This is a genomic window from Mesorhizobium sp. U510 (genome assembly GCF_059180695.1).
The window spans coordinates 3,007,788-3,024,825 of the sequence record NZ_CP180532.1; the positions used below are offsets into that span (position 1 = coordinate 3,007,788).

13 protein-coding genes and 1 pseudogene are annotated in these 17,038 nt (G+C 62.4%); 6 read left to right on the top strand and 8 right to left on the bottom strand.

What is annotated here, in order from left to right:
- Positions 1-7: 7 nt before the first annotated feature.
- The 4 genes from ACLGL5_RS16055 to ACLGL5_RS16070 are packed head-to-tail and all read right to left on the bottom strand — an operon-like array spanning position 8 to position 5,808.
- Positions 8-2,866, bottom strand: coding sequence for a 2Fe-2S iron-sulfur cluster-binding protein (locus ACLGL5_RS16055; protein ID WP_069091529.1), 2,859 nt, complete (start codon positions 2,864-2,866; stop codon positions 8-10).
- Positions 2,863-3,129 carry a sarcosine oxidase subunit delta gene (locus ACLGL5_RS16060; RefSeq protein ID WP_019856646.1) on the bottom strand — a complete coding sequence of 89 codons (267 nt, stop codon included), beginning with the start codon at positions 3,127-3,129 and terminating at the stop codon, positions 2,863-2,865. Before ACLGL5_RS16060 ends, ACLGL5_RS16055 begins: the two co-directional genes overlap by 4 nt.
- Before the next feature lie 19 nt (positions 3,130-3,148).
- On the bottom strand, positions 3,149-4,390 hold the full coding sequence (locus ACLGL5_RS16065) for an FAD-dependent oxidoreductase (protein WP_069091530.1): 1,242 nt from the start codon (positions 4,388-4,390) through the stop codon (positions 3,149-3,151).
- Between the two features lie 5 nt (positions 4,391-4,395).
- Positions 4,396-5,808 carry an MmgE/PrpD family protein gene (locus ACLGL5_RS16070; RefSeq protein ID WP_240564867.1) on the bottom strand — a complete coding sequence of 471 codons (1,413 nt, stop codon included), beginning with the start codon at positions 5,806-5,808 and terminating at the stop codon, positions 4,396-4,398.
- Between the two features lie 169 nt (positions 5,809-5,977).
- On the opposite strand from ACLGL5_RS16070, the gene ACLGL5_RS16075 reads away from it, so the two are divergent.
- The 4 genes from ACLGL5_RS16075 (at position 5,978) to ACLGL5_RS16090 (ending at position 12,278) form a co-directional block, all read left to right on the top strand.
- On the top strand, positions 5,978-6,865 hold the full coding sequence (locus ACLGL5_RS16075; RefSeq protein ID WP_019856649.1) for a LysR substrate-binding domain-containing protein: 888 nt from the start codon (positions 5,978-5,980) through the stop codon (positions 6,863-6,865).
- A 194-nt stretch (positions 6,866-7,059) separates the two neighbouring features.
- Complete coding sequence (locus tag ACLGL5_RS16080) at positions 7,060-8,715, top strand: ABC transporter substrate-binding protein (protein ID WP_019856650.1); 1,656 nt, start codon at positions 7,060-7,062, stop codon at positions 8,713-8,715.
- 124 nt (positions 8,716-8,839) lie between these two features.
- Positions 8,840-11,260, top strand: coding sequence for a GcvT family protein (locus ACLGL5_RS16085; protein WP_019856651.1), 2,421 nt, complete (start codon positions 8,840-8,842; stop codon positions 11,258-11,260).
- Between the two features lie 115 nt (positions 11,261-11,375).
- On the top strand, positions 11,376-12,278 hold the full coding sequence (locus tag ACLGL5_RS16090) for an SMP-30/gluconolactonase/LRE family protein (protein ID WP_064983414.1): 903 nt from the start codon (positions 11,376-11,378) through the stop codon (positions 12,276-12,278).
- A gap of 90 nt (positions 12,279-12,368) precedes the next feature.
- Here ACLGL5_RS16090 and ACLGL5_RS16095 read toward each other — a convergent pair whose 3' ends face one another.
- Both ACLGL5_RS16095 and ACLGL5_RS16100 read right to left on the bottom strand, forming a co-directional pair.
- Positions 12,369-13,274 carry an allantoinase PuuE gene (locus ACLGL5_RS16095; protein WP_019856653.1) on the bottom strand — a complete coding sequence of 302 codons (906 nt, stop codon included), beginning with the start codon at positions 13,272-13,274 and terminating at the stop codon, positions 12,369-12,371.
- Between the two features lie 47 nt (positions 13,275-13,321).
- Positions 13,322-14,389, bottom strand: coding sequence for a pyridoxal phosphate-dependent aminotransferase (locus tag ACLGL5_RS16100; RefSeq protein ID WP_069091531.1), 1,068 nt, complete (start codon positions 14,387-14,389; stop codon positions 13,322-13,324).
- Positions 14,390-14,688: 299 nt separating this feature from the next.
- On the opposite strand from ACLGL5_RS16100, the pseudogene ACLGL5_RS16105 reads away from it, so the two are divergent.
- Positions 14,689-15,030: pseudogene (locus ACLGL5_RS16105) on the top strand (3-keto-5-aminohexanoate cleavage protein); the annotation flags it as partial.
- Positions 15,031-15,462: 432 nt separating this feature from the next.
- A complete protein-coding gene (locus ACLGL5_RS16110) occupies positions 15,463-15,798 on the top strand; it encodes a hypothetical protein (protein WP_223217776.1) in 336 nt (111 codons plus the stop codon).
- A gap of 731 nt (positions 15,799-16,529) precedes the next feature.
- Here ACLGL5_RS16110 and ACLGL5_RS16115 read toward each other — a convergent pair.
- On the bottom strand, positions 16,530-16,700 hold the full coding sequence (locus ACLGL5_RS16115; RefSeq protein WP_494372935.1) for a hypothetical protein: 171 nt from the start codon (positions 16,698-16,700) through the stop codon (positions 16,530-16,532).
- A gap of 95 nt (positions 16,701-16,795) precedes the next feature.
- Positions 16,796-17,017, bottom strand: a complete 222-nt coding sequence (locus ACLGL5_RS16120; protein WP_494372936.1) for a LysR family transcriptional regulator — start codon at positions 17,015-17,017, stop codon at positions 16,796-16,798.
- Positions 17,018-17,038 lie beyond the last annotated feature (21 nt).

Consider the following 17,038-nt stretch of genomic DNA (forward strand, 5'->3'; position numbering starts at 1 on the left):
CTGGCATTTACATCTCCTGCCGTGCATTCGCGGGATCGAAGAAAGCATGACCGACCACCGGTGCTTCGACCAATTGTCCGTTCCGGCACTTTGCGGTCACTCGGCTCCCTTCCGTGGCGTCGGTAACATGGACGTAGGCGAGCGCTATGGTACAGCCGAGCGTCGGGGAGAAGCCGACCGAGGTGATCTGTCCGACGGGAGCATTGCCGCGAAGCACGAGGCAGCTTTCGCCGGGAGTATCCTTGGCATCGGCCGGAAATCGCAGGCTGACGAGCTTGCGCGCCTGGCCCAGCCTTGCGCGCATTTCGATCGACCGCTTGCCGACGAAGAACGGTTTCTTCTTCGAGACTGCCCAGCCAAAGCCGAGCTCGTCCGGCGTGGTGATGGCATCGGTGTCCTGGCCGATCAGGATGTGCCCCTTCTCCAGGCGAAGGATGCGCGAGGCTTCGAGACCGTAAGGCTTCAAACCGTACGGTTTGCCGGCAGTCATCACCGCGTCCCAAAGGGCGGGTGCGAGGCTTGACGGACAGTGCAGTTCGTAGCTCAGCTCGCCGGTGAAGCCGATCCGCATGACACGCACCGGCACACCGGCGACAACGCCTTCGCGGCCGCTCAGATAGGGGAATGCTTCGCGTCCAAAATCGATGTCGCTGTCCAGCGCCTCAAGCACGGACCTGGCCTTGGGTCCGGTGACATTCAAGCCGGAGAACGCGCCGGTGAGGTTAAGGACATCGACCCGCAAACGCCATTGCGCATTCCAGAACAGCATGTCGGCGTAAACACGCGCGACCGCACCCGTGGTGGCCGTCACATAGAACCGGTCTTCCGCCATGCGGTAGGCGACGCCGTCATCGACCACCGAGCCCATCTCGTTGAGCATCAGGCAATAGCGGACGCGCCCGACTGGCTGGTTGGCATGCGCCATGGTGTAGAGGCGGTCGAGGAAGGCGCCGGCATCCGGCCCACGCAGTTCGAGCTTCCCGAGCGTCGAGACGTCGAGCAGGCCCACGCCTTCGCGCACCGCCGTGATCTCACCGCGGATCGCCTTTTCCGCCTCGCTTGCCTCACCATAGAAATACGGCCGCCACCAGGCGCCGACCGGCTTCATCACGGCGTTGAGCGCGAGGTGTCTTGCATGCAGCGCAGTGCGCCGTTCGAGCGGCTCGTGGTGGCCGGCGAGCACACCCAGCGTCTCCGGTCCGACCGGCGGGCGGGCAGTGGTGATGCCGACTTCGGCGACCGTGCGGTTGGTCGCTTCGGCAACGATCCTCGCAGTTGCCAGCGCGGAATGGCGCCCCTGGCTCGGACCCATGCCGACGGTGGTGAAGCGCTTGACGAGCTCGATCTCGCGATAGCCCTCCTTGACCGCGTTCAGCAGATCCTTGACCTGCAAGTCCTCGTCGAAATCGACGAAATCGCGCCCCTTTGGATTGGCGACGATCGGCTCCACATGGAGCCGGCTGGTGATGGTCGGCTTGTTGGGGATTCTGTCTTCTACGACCGCTTGGCCGAGCCGCGAAAGCGCGGCGGCCGCCGCCTGACGACCGCTGGCAATCGCGCCCTGCAGATCGCTGCCTCTGGAAACGGCACCGGCAAGGTGGATCGGCGCTTTCGGGAGAGTGAGTGTCATCGATCCGCTATCGGCGTCATAGCCGACCCTTGCTCCGGCCTGGCAAGGCAGTTGCCAGGCAGGCACCTGGCCGGCCGAGACGGCGAGCAGATCGCATTCGATCCAGCTTCCACCGACACGAACCCGGGAAAGATGGCGATTTCCCGCCGTCCCCTCGGCGGCGTCGATCGTCGCGGCCTTCTGGATCGTCACGCCCTTGCCGTGCAACTCGGCTTCGAAGGGACCTGTCTCGCTGCTGGATCTCGGATCAGCGACTAGCATGACCGAGACGCCGGCCTCGACCAGATCGAGCGCGACGCAGTAGCCTTCGTCGCTGGTGGCCAGCACCACAGCCTTTTGTCCCGGGCGCACGCCATAGTGCCGGATCAGCCGCTGCGCTGCACTGCCCAGCATAATTCCCGGCAGGTCGTTGTTACGAAAGATGGCGGGCTGCTCGATGGAGCCTGTGGCCAGGATAACCGCGCGCGCCCGTGTGCGATGGAGCCGGTCACCTTGAATCAGCGGCAGCCAGTTGTCCTCATACCATCCGTTGCAGACCGTCCCGATCAGTAGACGCAGATTTGGCAGCGCCCGAAGTCTGGAGGACAGGTCAACAAGCATGGCCGGATCATACCGACCATAGGTCAGCGATCCGCCGATCTCCGGGTTCTCGTCGCAGAGCACGACATCCGCGCCACCCTCGGCGGCGATGATCGCGGCGTTCAGTCCGGCCGGACCCGCGCCGACCACGAGGATGTCGCAATGCAGATGCGTCTTGTCGAAATGCCGGTGCGGGGCCGTGGTGTCGACCACGCCCAGCCCGGCCTTGCGGCGGATCATCGGCTCCCAGAATTTGAGCCAGCTGTCACGGCGTGGTCCCATGAAGGTGCGGTAGTAGAAACCAACAGGCAGAAAGCGCCCCAACCTGTCAATGATCGCGTCGCGGTCGCGTTCGAGCGAGCCGTTGACGTTTTGGGCGCTGACCCGCATCCCCGTGCTGATCGGCGTGCGGTCGGCGGCGACGTTCGGCTCGGACGGCAGTTGCACCAGCGTATTGGCGTCCGCGCCGGTCATTGAGAGGATGCCGCGCGGCCGGTGGTATTTGAAGGAACGCGACAGCACCCATTGTCCGGAGGCCGCGAGCGCGCTGGCGATGCTATCGCCGGCATAGCCTTCAAAATGCTTGCCCTCGAAAGTAAAGGGGATCGGACGGCTGCGGTCGATTCTGCTCCCCCAGGGCTCAGCTAGCCGATTCATGATTGGGCCCGACGTTCGGAAGCGTCGAAAGTGCGGATGATCTCGTTGGTGACGAGGTCGCGCTCGGCCAGGAAAAAATAATTGCTCGGCACATGCCGCCACCACTCAACCACCATGCCCCTGCGGTTCTCGGCGCGGAACAGGTGTCGCGACCAGTCGGCATCGGCGGTCATATCCGGATCCGGCTCCGCGCGGACGGGTCCGAAAGATTGGAACTCGTCTATGTTGCGCGGGCCGTTCATCGGGCAGGTCAGGATCTTCATGGTCAGTGGCGTTTCATGGTCAGTGACTGGCCGCCGTAGCGCCCATTTCGTTGAGCAGCCGGAATGTCTCGAAGCGCTCAAGCGCGAATGGCTTCAGGATGTCTGGCACACGGCCCGTGGCGATGGCCTGCGCCATCCGCTTGCCGGCGACCGGCGTTGCCTTGAAGCCCCATGTGCCCCAGCCGCAATCGAGCCATAGATTTTCGAGTGGGCTGGCACCCATGATCGGGCTGTAGTCAGGCGTCATGTCGGTGACCCCAGCCCATTGCCGGAGCAGCCGCACACCTTGCAGGAACGGAAAGAGGTGGACGGCGCCTTCGGAGAGGTGCTCCTTCATGTCGAGCGTCGATCGCGTGGAATAGAGCTGGTAGGGATCGGAGCCGCCCCCGATGACGACCTCGCCGCGCGAGGACTGCACCAGATAGGTGTGCAGGGATACGGAGGAGACCAGCGTGTGCAGCCAAGGCTTCAGCGGCTGCGTCACCATCGCCTGCAGTGGATAGCAGCGGATCGGAAGCTCCACGCCGGCCATCATCGCCACGTCGTAATTCATCCCCCCGGTCGCGATCAGCATCTGACCGCAGGCGATGCGGCCGCGGTTGGTCCTGACGGCCCGGACTTGATCGCCGACAACCTCGAAGCCTTCCAGTTCGGTACGCTGGTGGATCTCGACACCGCGTCGCGACGCTTGGGCGGCATAGCCCCATGCCACCGCGTCGTGCCGCGCGGTGCCGCCGTCGGCATGCCAGAGTCCGCCAAGGATCTCGAGCGCGCCGCCATAGTCCATGTTGAGAGACGGCACGAGTTCCTCAACCGCCTTCTGGTCGATCACTTCGGTCCGTGTGCCCAGATGCTTGCCCATCTCGGCGCGTGCGTGGAAGCTGCGAAGAGTTGCTTCCGTGTGCGCAAGGGTTAGCTGGCCGCGCTGCGAGAACATGACGTTGAAGTCGAGTTCCTGCGAGAGATTCTCGAAAAGTTCGACGGCTTCCTTGTAGAAGGCGATGCCCTCGGGCGTGATGTAGTTCGAGCGGATGGTGGTCGTGTTGCGCGCGGTGTTGCCGCCCGCGAGGTAACCCTTCTCGATTACGGCGACGCTGCTTATGCCGTGATATTTCGACAGGTGATGCGCGCACGACAATCCGTGGCCGCCGCCGCCGACGATGACGACATCGTAGGATGGCTTGAGGTCCGGCGTCGCGGGGATGTCGCCACTGACCGGATAGGTCCTGCTGAGACCGTATTTCAAAAGTCTGAGCGGCATCTAGCCTACCACGCTGGCCGCTGGAGAAGCGTACTGATCAATGGCGGATCGTAGATCAATACCGAAAGATCGGAAAAACGGCTTTCATGATCCGCAAGAGACAGGACTGCGTCCCGGATCGCGCTGGCGCGGCCCTGTCCCAGCACCGGCGTCGCGTAGTCCATGTACTTGGCCTCGATTTCAGCCTCTGTCAGAGGCGCCTCTGGTCCACCGCGCGCGTGAACGTCGCCGGAAGCGAGCACGCGCGCATCGCGGGTCGTGATCGTCACATCGGCCCAGCGGCCTGCCGGAAAGCGGGCGCTGTGGCGCGCAGATTCCGATACGCTGATACGATCCAGCATGTCGGCGACGGCGGCATCCTCAAGCCCGCTGCCTGAAATATGTTCCAGTCCGATGCGGCCATGGACAATAAAGGTCGCGACGGCGAAGCGCAGGCTGTACTGGGCCTTGGAGGTCGTGTCCGGCATGCCGTCGAACAGTGTTGCGGCGTAGTGGAAGCTGTTCACCTCGACGTGGCTGATGTCGGAGGGCCCGAGATGATGCGCATGGCAGAGCCCGCGCGTCGCGTCGATTGCGGCATGCGCCCAACGGCAGATCGGATACGGCTTCACATACTGGTGCAGCACTTGCCAAAAGGCGCCGAGATCCTGCCAATGCGTCGCGACGTCGGGCTCCTCGATCGTGATCGCCGGGGCGCCGGTAAAGCCGCGTTCGGCGAGCACGGCCGCGGACAGGCCGATCAAAGTGCCGACACCCGAGCCGTCATGCAGCATCGTCGGGTTCGCGATCTCGCGCATCATCTGGCTACGTGGGCCGTGATATTCGGCGATGCCAAGCGCCTGGCGCAGCTGATCGTCGCCGAGCCGCCGCAACCTGGCCGCCATCGCAACCACGCCCAGCGCGTTCCAGGCGCCCGACGTGTGGTAGTCGGACACGGTTGCATGCAGCGAGATACCTGCCCGGCCGGCGACTTCGTAGCCGACGACCAGGGAGGCCAGCGCTTCCGGGCCGCTGAGGTCGGGGAGCGCCTCGGCAAGCGCTGCCAGCGCCGGCACGACGGCGACGCCGATATGCCCCTTGGTCGGGCTGTAGCCGTCGTGGCCGTCGAGATTGTCGATCTGCGTTGCGGCCGCATAAGCGGCTCCGGCGATGCTGGCGCGGCGGCCGTCGAAAAGCATGCGCGCCGAATGCAGCGGATCGGCCGAGCCGTAGAGAAGGGTGGCGGTGTCGCGGGCGATCCGCCCGGCTTCCATAGGACCAGCCGCAATGGCGATTCCGAGCGTGTCGAGCAGAAGATATCGCGCCCGTTCCAGGACAGGGAACACATCTGCCGGCCGCCGCAACACGAAGTCGGCCAGGCGAACGGCAACGCTGGTACACGCGTCAGGCCCTTCACGCCGATGCGACGGCACAGCCACTGGCATTACTCCCCTCTGCGTCACGACATCATTAATTTGGGTTCATCGTGCTTTCACGCAATTAGTTCGGCGGCATTGGCCAAAAAAATTCACGTCTTGCGACCAGGCGCGATTGAACGCCGGCCCGTCTGTGGGATAGCTATCCCCTTGCGTCTTGCAGGAGTTAGCGATGAAGCCGCCACCCCCGTTGAACTATATCAGGTCCTTTGAGAGTTCGGCCCGGCATCTCTCCTTCACCGCCGCCGCCAACGAACTCGGATACACGCAAGCCGCTGTCAGCACGCATGTCCGCGCGCTCGAACATTACATCGGACGGCAATTGTTCATCCGCTATCCGCGCAGCCTCAAGCTCACCGAAATGGGCGAGGCGTTCCTGCCGACCTTGCGCCAGGCCCTCGATCAGATCGATCAGGCGACGGAGGCGATCGTGACCTCTTCGCGCAACCGCACCGTGGTCGTCTCCTGCCCGATGAGCCTGGCGGAGAACTGGCTGGCGGGTTGCATGGCCGCGTTTCGCAAGAAGCATCCCGAGATCGAGATCGTGCTGCACGGTACGATCTGGGAGGATATGAGCGAACAGATCGCCGACATCACCATTTCAACGCGGCGTTTCGACGACCGCCCGCCCGCGGGCATACCGCTTTGGAACGACGAGTTGTTGCTGCTGTGCGCCCCGGCGCTGCTGGATGGCGAAGACGCGCTGAAGACGCCGCGCGACATTCTCAAGGTGGACTGGATTTTCGTGCACGGCCGCCAGGAATACTGGCAGGTGGTCACCACGGCGCTTGGCCTCGACATGGACGACCACGACAAGGGCCTGTCGACGAACGCCTCCAACATCGCGCTCGAACTCGCCGCCATGGGAGCCGGACTGGTGGCCACCCAGCGGTCGCTTGCCCACGCCTATCTGCGTCGCGGGCTGCTCGTCGAACCCTTTCCGGTTCGGCCGCCGAGCCCCTGGAATTACTACCTCACCGAGAGCCAGCTCTCGAAAGGCAACATCGCGCGCATCGTGCGCGAATGGATCCTCTCGCGAGCCCGCGAAGACGGCGCCTGAAAGCCATCCGCGAGCGGCCGGCAAGCTCGCGCTCAAAAAATTGACACGCCAATGGCATCGTTTTTTTAGGCCTTTAGAACCGGGTTTTGGCGGTTCTTCGGGGCTTGAGCCCTTCCGGGATTTTTGCATCGCCCCTAACATGGCTGTCGCAAGGGGAATGTAACGGGCGGAAAGCCCTGAACCGGAGAACAACGATGACAATGTTCAAGAGCAACGGTGATCGCGTCCCGGCGGTCATCGAAAGCTACGCAGCCGAAGTCAAAAGCGGCAGGATGGATCGCCGCGAATTCCTGGCCATGGCAAGCGCGATGGGCGCTTCCACGGCATTCGCCTATTCGATGGCCGGCATCGCCCCGGCCAAGGCCGCGGCGATCGTGCCCGGCAAGAAGGGCGGCATCCTCAAGATGCAGATGATCATCAAGGACATGAAGGATCCGCGCTCCTGGGACTGGTCAGAGATCGCCAACGTCATGCGCCAGTGCAACGACTACATGATCCGCTACACCACCGACTTCACCTTCGAGGGCCATCTGGTCGAGAGCTGGGAGGTGAGCGACGACGCCACGGAATACACGCTGCATCTGCGCAAGGGCGTGAAGTGGTCGAACGGCGACGACTTCAACGCCGACGACATCGTCCACAACATCGAGCGCTGGTGCGACAAGGCGGCCGAAGGCAATTCGATGGCCGGCCGCATGGGCTCCCTGATCGATCCCGCCACCAAGAAAGCCGCCGCGGGCGCCATCACCAAGGTCGACGACCACACGGTGAAACTGAAATGCCATCAGTCCGACGTCACCATCATTCCAGGCTTTTCCGACTATCCGGCTGTCATCGTCCATCGCGACTTCGACAAGAACGGCGCGGACATGCTCAAGACGCCCGGCACCGGTCCCTATGAGCTGATCTCGTACAAGGTCGGCGAGTCGGCCTCGGTGCGGCGGCGCAAGGACTTCACCTGGTTCGGCGGCGAACCTTATCTCGACGGCGTCGATTGGACCGACTACGGATCGGACGCCTCCAACCCCGCCATCGCTAGCGCCTTCGAGGCCGGCGAGATCGACTGCAACTACCAGACCGTCGGCGGCACCGTCGATCTCTACGACAGCATGGGCCTGGTCAAGGAGGCGGTCGTCACCGCCGGCACCATCGTGCTGCGCACCAACGTGACCAACAAGCCCTATGACGACAAACGCGTGCGCAACGCCATCCAGCTCGCGGTCGACAACGAAACCGTGCTGAAGCTCGGCTACAGCGGCCTCGGACAGGTCGCGGAAAACCACCATGTCTGCCCGATCCATCCGGAATATTATGAATTGCCCAAAGTGCCGCGCGACATTGCCAAGGCCAAGGCGCTGATGACCGAGGCCGGTCAGATGGATCATGAATTCGAGCTCATCTCCTACGATTCGGACTATGTCAAAGACCCTGCCGACGTCGTCGCCGCGCAGATGCGCGAGGCCGGTTTCAAGGTCAAGCGCACCGTCATTCCGGGAGCCTCCTTCTGGAACGACTGGACGAAATACCCGTGGTCGACCACCGACTGGGGCATGCGGCCGCTCGGCGTCCAGGTGCTGGCGATCGCCTATCGCAGCGGTGAGGCCTGGAACGAGTCGGGCTACGCCAATCCGGAATTCGACAAGAAGCTCAATGCGGCGCTCGCCGTGGCGGACGTCGACAAGCGCAAGGAACTGATGAAGGACGTCGAGTTAATTCTGCAGGATTCCGGCATCCTCATCCAGGCGTTCTGGCGTTCGCTCTACCGGCACCATGCGACCTATGTGAAAAATCTCGGCATGCATCAGACATTCGAACTGCAGCTGGATAAGGTCTGGCTCGACAAGGCCTAGGCCGGGCCGTCACAGCAAATATCTCAGGGGCGCGTGTTGCGCCCCTGACCTCGCCGGGCGACTGCGATTGACCCCTCAGCTAAATCAAACGCCAAGATAAAGTCGCCGAACAAAGGGAAGAAACATGCGTACTCATGCACAAGCCGTCGTCATCGGCGGTGGTCTGATCGGCTGCTCGATCCTCTATCACCTTGCCAAGTTCGGCTGGACGGATGTCGTCCTTCTGGAGCGCAGCGAACTGACCTCCGGCTCGACCTGGCACGCGGCGGCCAACATTCACGGCCTGCATGATTCCACCAACATCAGCCGCCTCCAGCACTACACCATGGCGCTCTACAAGGAACTGGAAGCCGAGACCGGCCAGGGCTGCGGCATCTTCCAGCCGGGCTCGCTCTATCTCGCCCAGACCGAAGCGCGCGAGCACCAGCTAAGGCTGCAGGAAGCCAAGGCGCGGCGCTACAAGATGAATTTCTACGAAGTCGCGCGTGACGAGGCGGAGCGCCTGCACCCGCTGGTGGATTTCGACGGCATACGCTGCATCATGTACGAGCCGGAAGGCGGCAATGTCGATCCGTCCGGCGTCACCGCTGCATACGCCGCCGGCGCGCGCCAGCGCGGCGCCGAGATCCATCGCTTCACGCCGGTCACCGCCACCGAGGCGCAATCCGACGGCAGCTGGATCGTGCGCACGCCGAAGGGCGACATCCACACGCAATGGGTGGTCAATGCCGCCGGCCTGTGGGGCAGGGAGGTCGCCGCGATGGCTGGCCTGCAGCTGCCGCTGATCCCGACAGAGCACCAGTATTTCGTCACCGAGACCATCCCGGAAATCGCCGCCATGGGCCGCCGCTTGCCTTCGGTCGCCGATCGCGACGGCGAGTACTATCTGCGCCAGGAAGGGCTGGGACTGCTCATCGGCGCCTACGAGCGCAAGATGAAGTTCTGGGCCGAGGACGGAACGCCACTGGATTTCGGCCACGAACTGTTTCCCGACGATCTCGACCGTATCGAAGAGAACATGCTGCGCGCGATCGCGCGCGTCCCGGCGGTCGGCACTGCCGGCGTCAAAAAGGTGATCAACGGACCCATGATTTGGTCGCCGGACAGCGCTGTCCTGTTCGGACCGGTGCCCGAACTCAACAATTATTTCTGCTGCAACGGCATCATTCCCGGCTTCTCGCAGTCGGGCGGCATGGGCAAGCTGGCAGCCGAGTGGATGATCGAGGGTGAGCCTTCGCTCGACATGTTCGCCTGGGACATGGCGCGCTTCGGTCAGTGGGCCGGGAAGTCCTTCACCAAGGCCCGCGTCGAGGATCAGTATAGCCATCGCTTCAAGATCCATTTCCCCAACGAGGAACGCACCGCCGGACGGCCCGTGCGAACCCGGCCTGCCTACGACAGGCAAAAAACGATGAACGCTGTTTTCGGCCTCAATTTCGGCTGGGAGCACCCGCTGTGGTTCGCCGCCGAGGGCGAGCCGCGCGAGGAGACGATTGGCTTCACCCGGCAGAACTGGTGGGGACCGGTGGGTCGCGAGGCGCGCATGCTGCGCGAACGCGCTGGCATCATCGACATCTCCAATTTCGCCAAATACGAGGTCAAGGGTCCCGGCTCCGAGTCCTGGCTCAATGCGCTGTTCGCCAACCGCATGCCGACAAGGTTAGGCCGTTCCTGCCTCACACCGCTGATCGGCAAGCGCGGCGGCATTGCCGGCGACTTCACCGTGACCAGGCTCGCGGAAGACGAATTCATGGTCATCGGTTCCGGCATGGCCGAGCGCTTCCATCAAAGGTTCTTCAAGGCCGTTCCGTTGCCGCAGGGCACGACCTTCCGCTCGCGCACCGAGGACCTTTGCGGCTTCAACGTGGCGGGACCGAGTTCGCGCGACCTGCTGCAGCGCTTGACCAATGAGGATCTGTCGAACGAGGCATTCCCCTTCATGGAGTCGCGCCGGATCACCGTCGCCGGCATCGATGTGGTGGCGCTCAGGGTGTCCTTCACCGGCGACCTTGGCTGGGAACTGCATTGCAAGGCCGCCGACCAGGTCGAGCTTTACGACGCGCTGCTCAAGGCCGGCAACGAAGTTGGGGCCGGACCGGTCGGATCGCGCGCGCTGATGTCGCTGCGCGTCGAAAAAGGTTATGGCAGCTGGAGCCGCGAATACTCGCCCGAATATTGGCCGCAGGAGGTCAAGTTCGATCGCCTTGTCAAAATGGACAAGGGCGCGTTCCTCAATCGCGATGCCTATGCCGCCATTGCCGAAAAGCCGGCACGCGACGAACTGATCATGCTGTCGATCGACGCCCGAGATGCCGACGCGACCGGAGGCGAGCCGATCTTCCTCGCCGACGGCACGCCGATTGGCCAGGTCTCCTCAGGCGCCTACGGTTATTTCGTCGAGCAGTCGCTGGCGCTCGGCTATGTCAAGGCAGGCTCCGCCAGGGCCGGCGACAAGGTCTCGGTCGCTATACTGGGAAGGCCGCATGAAGCGATCCTGCTGCCGCATCCGCCATTCGACCCCGAAGGCAAGCGGCTGCGCTCGTAGAGCCTCGGCTATCCGTTCGCCCGGTGAACCAACAGCGGAAACCGTTAGCCGGCCGGAGACGCCGGCGAAGCTGAACGAGGAAGATTTCGACCGCCTGCCAACAAAGGGGAATCGCATGATCAAACGGCATCTGCTGGGCACCATGTTTGCCCTGGCCCTCACATCCTCCGCGCATGCGGGAGACGTCAAGGTCATCAATGAAGACGCATGGTTCGCCGAAGGTCCGATCTGGTATCAGGACAAGCTCTTCTACGTCGAATATGGCCGCGGCACTGTGACCGTGTGGGACGGCAAGAAGAACGAAATATTCTGGAAGATGGACGGTTGTGGCCCTTCGGCGGTACTGCCGACGAGCACCGGCGAGTTTCTTGTCACCTGCTACGACAGCAACTCGATCGGCCGCATCTCCGCCGACGGCAAGACGCTGCCGGCCTACGACAAGGACACGGACGGCAATCCGTTCAGCGGACCGAATGACTTTGCGCCCGACAAGGATGGCGGCATCTACTTCACTGGGTCGGGCAAGGGCGGACCGCTGATCGACGCCTCGGCCTACTATATCGGCAAGGACGGCAGCGTGAGGAAGGTCGCCGGCGACCTGCACAATGCCAATGGTCTGGTCATGTCGAGCGACGGGAAAACCCTGTACCTGGTCGAGACCGAGGACAACAGGATCATCGAGTTCGACGTCCAGCCCGACCACAGCCTGTTGCACCGCCGTGTCTTCCTGCGCCTCGACGATCTGTTCCCAAACCAGCCACATATCTGGCCTGACGGTATCAAGATGGACAAGGCCGGCGAGATGTATATCGGTCAGAGCCCGCGCTCGCTCGACGCGCCAGGCAAGATCATCGTTGTCGACAAGGACGCGAAGCTGCTTCGCATGCTTTCGGTGCCGTCACCATCCATGCCGAACTTCGCCTTCGGACCGGATGAGAAGGTGCTCTACGTGATGGCGCTCGACCAGATCGATGCAGCGCCCTGGCACGGCAAGGTCTACGAGGTTCCGAACAAGTAGCGTGTTGCCGGCGGCCAGAGCAATTCCAGGAAAATTGTGAAGCGGTTTTCCGTCCGGAAGTGCGTCAAAACAATGCAGCCGGACATCGTGTCAGCCACCGAATCGATCCAGCCAATGTTGGGCAAGGTCGGAGCGGCGGCAGATCCAGATGTCGGGATTGGCCCTGACTTTGTCGAGGAAGCGGGCGAGCCCGATCATCCGGCCGGGCCGGGCCGCCAGCCTGCAGTGCAGCGAGACGGTCATCATGCGTGGCGTGCGCCCGGCTTCGGCCAGCAGCCAGTCCACCCCATCGCTGACATATTCGAAGAACTGGCTGCCTGTCTCCAGGCCGGAGCCGCGCGAGAACCGGCTGTCATTGTTGTCGAAGCTGTGCGGCACGACCAGATGCCGCTTGGCATCGACGTCGACAAAATAGGGCAGGTCGTCATTGTAGTCGTCGCAGTCGAACAGGAAACCGCCGTGCTCCACCACCAGCCGCCGCGTGTTGAGACTGGGCCGGCCGGTGTACCAGCCGAGCGGGCGAATGCCGGTCAGGCGCTGGACGGTGTCCACCGTCAGCGCGATGTGATTGCGCTCCTCGGCTTCGCTCAGCGGCGCGTAATCGATCCAGCGCCAGCCATGGCAGACGATGTCGCTGCCAAGGGTCGCGATTGCCTTGCCGGCCGCCGGATTGAGTTGCAGCGCTCGTCCGACAACGTAGAAGGTCGGAATGATGTTCTTTTCCCGAAACAGCGAGGCCAATCGCCAGACGCCGACGCGTGAGCCGTATTCGTATAGCGATTCCATGTTGCGGTTGCGCAGGCCCGGCACCGCCGGAGACACGGCAAGGTCCGACAGGATCGCCTCGGAGACACCGTCGCCTTCGCCGATGCTGTATTCGGCGCCTTCCTCATAGTTGACGACGATGTTGAGTGCCAGCTTGGCGCCGCCCGGCCACTCAGCGGCCGGAGGCTTGTCGCCATAGCCGATGAAATCACGGACGGGCAAATACGGCATTCTCAAATCTCCTCAGGATGCAGTCGCAAGACATGCAGTCGCTGGATCTATTCACCGCGCATGCCGATGAGTATGTGCAGGGCCCGGTCCATCATCTCTTGCGGACCGACCGTCGCGCGCAGACAGTCCCTGAGGCCGTAACCGCCCAAGCTGCGGACGATGATCCCGGCGCCGCGCAATGTCTTCTCTGCTGCCTCCGCGGCGGCTGCGCTGGAGAAGCCAATCAGCACGAAGTTCGTTCGGCTTTCGGGAACATGGTAGCCGGCGGACCGCAGATCGTGGGCAAACTGATCGCGAATTCCAGCCGTCCGGGCCACCGTTTCGCGCATATAGGCCTGATCCGCCATGGCCGCCACGGCCATGGCGAGGCTTGACGTCGTGACCTGGTTCGAATTCTGCATTTTGCGCACTTGCGCCGCGACCGCAGGCGGAAACAATCCCCATCCGACGCGCGCGCCAGCCAGGCCATAGGCCTTGGAAAGCGTGCGCAACACGACGGTATCGCCACGCGCGACAAGTGCAAAGACAGGTTTTGGATCCTGATCGTCGAACTCGCCATAGGCTTGGTCGACAACCAGCAGTACATCTCTTGGCAAGCCGGCGCGCAAGCGCAGCAGTTCGGCGTTCGGGATTACAGTGCCGGTCGGATTTCCGGGATTGCAGACGAAGACGATCCGCGTTGCCGGCGTGAGGGTCGTGAGAATGTTGTCAACCGAAACGGCGAAATCCCGTTCAGGGGCCTTAAGATAGATCGCATCGACGCGCGCAACGGCGGAGGCCACGAAATTATAAGCGTAAGAGGTGCCCAGAACCTGGCTGCCCGGTCCCGAAAAGGCTGCGATGGTGCAGCTTATCAGATCCATCGAACCGGCACCGCACAAGGTCAAATCCGGCTCGGCACCATAGGCCTGCGCAATCGCCTTGCGTAATTCCGTCCAGTCCGGATCAGGATAGAGATGGCTGCGGGTCATCGCGTCTCTGCCGGCAGCAATCGCTCTGGGGCTGGGCGGAAAGGCGCTTTCGTTCTGTGCAAGGGTCGTCCGATCGTAGCCGCCGAAATTCGCCAGTGCGAACGCAGACATGGCCTCGATGTGGGCCGCTGCTTTCAGATGCATGATTGGTCCTTGGGAAACATGCTGGCGGTCACCTCGCGAGCTACCCCTGCCGAACGACACAAGGGCAAGCTACAATCCGCCTGCGCATGCACAAGCAAAAACTATCCGTGCAATGGCTTCGAAATTCTGGCCCTTGTTAGACAAGCTGTCACCAAGCCTGCTGGCGACCTCCTCGCTCGAAGTGTCTCTCCAAAGCGGGAACAAAGGTGATGAAACACCGCGTCGAATACCGGCCTCTCGCTGGTGCCCACACGCCGGCGCGTGGCCTTTCAGGACCAGTAGAACAATCGTCGCTTCCCGTGCAAGGAAAGGACCAGCCCGGGGCCGACCTGTCGAAGAAAGTCATCATCACCTGTGCCGTCACCGGCGGCATCCACACGCCGACCATGTCGGATGCGCTGCCTTTCACGCCGGACGACATTGCCCGCAAGTCGATCGAAGCGGCCGAGGCCGGTGCCTCGATCCTGCATCTGCACGCACGCGATCCGAAGGACGGCCGTCCAACGCCGGACCCGGCGGTGTTCATGCAGTTCCTGCCGCGCATCAAGCAGGCGACCGACGCGGTCATCAACGTCACCACCGGCGGCGGCCTCAACATGAGCGTCGAGCAGCGGCTGGCCGCTCCTCTCTTGGCCAAGCCGGCGGTTGGCCGGCGCCACCACCCGTTTGGTCGTCGTGGGTCGAGCTGCATCTCCAAGCACGAAAAGTCTTTCCAGGCAGCGCACGGCGCTGCCACTAGGTGACTCTCGGCTTCGGGCATACTACACAGGCTGATTGATCTGAAACGCAGTCGTGCGCGGATGTAAAGCGCGATAAACATGACATCGGGCCGCGGTCTAGAATGACGTGGAATTAGGCGCGTCCACTGCCCAACGACGCTTGATGACGGGGAGAATTCTATGCGAAACACCATGCTGGGTTTCGTGGCAGTTGCCCTGGCTGCGTGCCAATCGCCTCCTCCAGTGCCCCACCACACCGCTCTCGAGCCTGCGTCAGAGCCTGCTACCGTCCCTCCTCAACCCGTCTTGGATCCCGGCGTGGTTCCTCCTCGCTCGGCAATCATGGATCAATCCGTGACAATCACTCCCCCTGCAAAGGGCATTCCGACAAAGTACGCCGCATTTTCGGGTATGTGGGCTGGACGATTGGAGGGGACGTATGAAGCCAAAGTCGCGGTGCAGACGATTTCTCCAAATGGCGAAGTGACGGTCACCTTTGCATGGGGGAATCTGGGCGACAACAATCCAGGAGAGGCCGCCGGCGTCGGAAAAATCATAGGCAGGACATTGAAACTTGGGCGCCTACCGAACGGCGCGGACGTCAGTCTTGTGATGCTGTCGGATGACACCCTGGCCGGAACCTATACGCTTGCCGGCCAGACCTACACGGGGATGTTCATCAGGCAATGATAAAGCAATCATCTAACTGATCGCATTGATGGTGCATCGCCTTCAGGGTTCTGACTGGTGCTGCAATTCACTGTGTGGACATTGCAGTCGTGGCGACAGGACTGGCGCAAAGCGGCCGAGCGGCCAAAGGTAGGTCAGTCGGAGATCGGCGGCGGCAAGGGGCAGTGGATGGATACTCCAGGAAAGACACGTAACGGTACTTGTCAGTTTCTGGCGGCGAGGACATATCGGCACCTGAAGTCGACCGAAAAGCGCGATTGACTGCGACTGATGCTGAAATCTCAGAATATCGTTCATGGCGATTTGCCCTTTAAAATCAAAAAGCGTAACTTTTTGGCGGACCATGCGTCGACTTTCGGTGCGGCAAGAAAGAGAAAACCCAGCTAGATCAATAACCTAGCTGAGTTGGAACAATCGAGTGGGGAGTAACGGATGGAAACGGCGGCGTTAGCTTAGTTTCGGTGACGACTGTCGCTATCAAAAGTGTTCTCGTGTCCGTATCTCACTTCCGCTGAACTGGCATTCTCCATCTCCGATCTGGCAAGTCTGATCTGCGCCACGCCCCCTATGTAAAGATCTATCAAAAAGGGAGAGGGCTACAGCGTAGAACGGCGTGCACAAAGGCGGGTCTGCTTCGCACCGCTTGTCATTCCGGCCGACTTGACCGCCAACCTTTATTGACTCGCCGCCCCGGTCGAGCAGTGTGCACGCAAAACCCGCAGCTCGGCCGTTCAGGTCCCGATCTCGGCAACGACCGTCCCCGAAACGGGATCGGTCACGCCGAGGTCGCCGCCGAGGTCTTCCAGCATGTCACGCATCGTATCCAGGAGGCCGATCATTTGCGGCCGTGCCGCCGCGAGGCTGTCCATGTCGTTCCATTCACCGACGTTCAGAGGCGCCACGTCGCTGCTTTGCACAGCCTTGGCGAGCGACTTGGCGGAAGTCGCGGCATCATAACATTGCTGTAACAGGGGCAGCATGCGCCGGCCGAGTTCGGTCAGGTGCGAATGCTGGCGCTGGCGTCGGAGGCGTTCGCCCCCAACCCCTCTTCGAGCGTCTTGATCGCACGCGTCAATGCAGGCTGCGTGACGTTGCATTCCTCGGCCGCTCTCGTGAAACTTAACGTGCTGTAGCGGACCTGCTGCATCTCCGTGAACTTTCGCCCCCTTTGGCGACGATTTTTGTCCTTCAAAAAGCAGACATTGACATCAACAGCCATTGCGCCCCGGTCCAAGCCCCT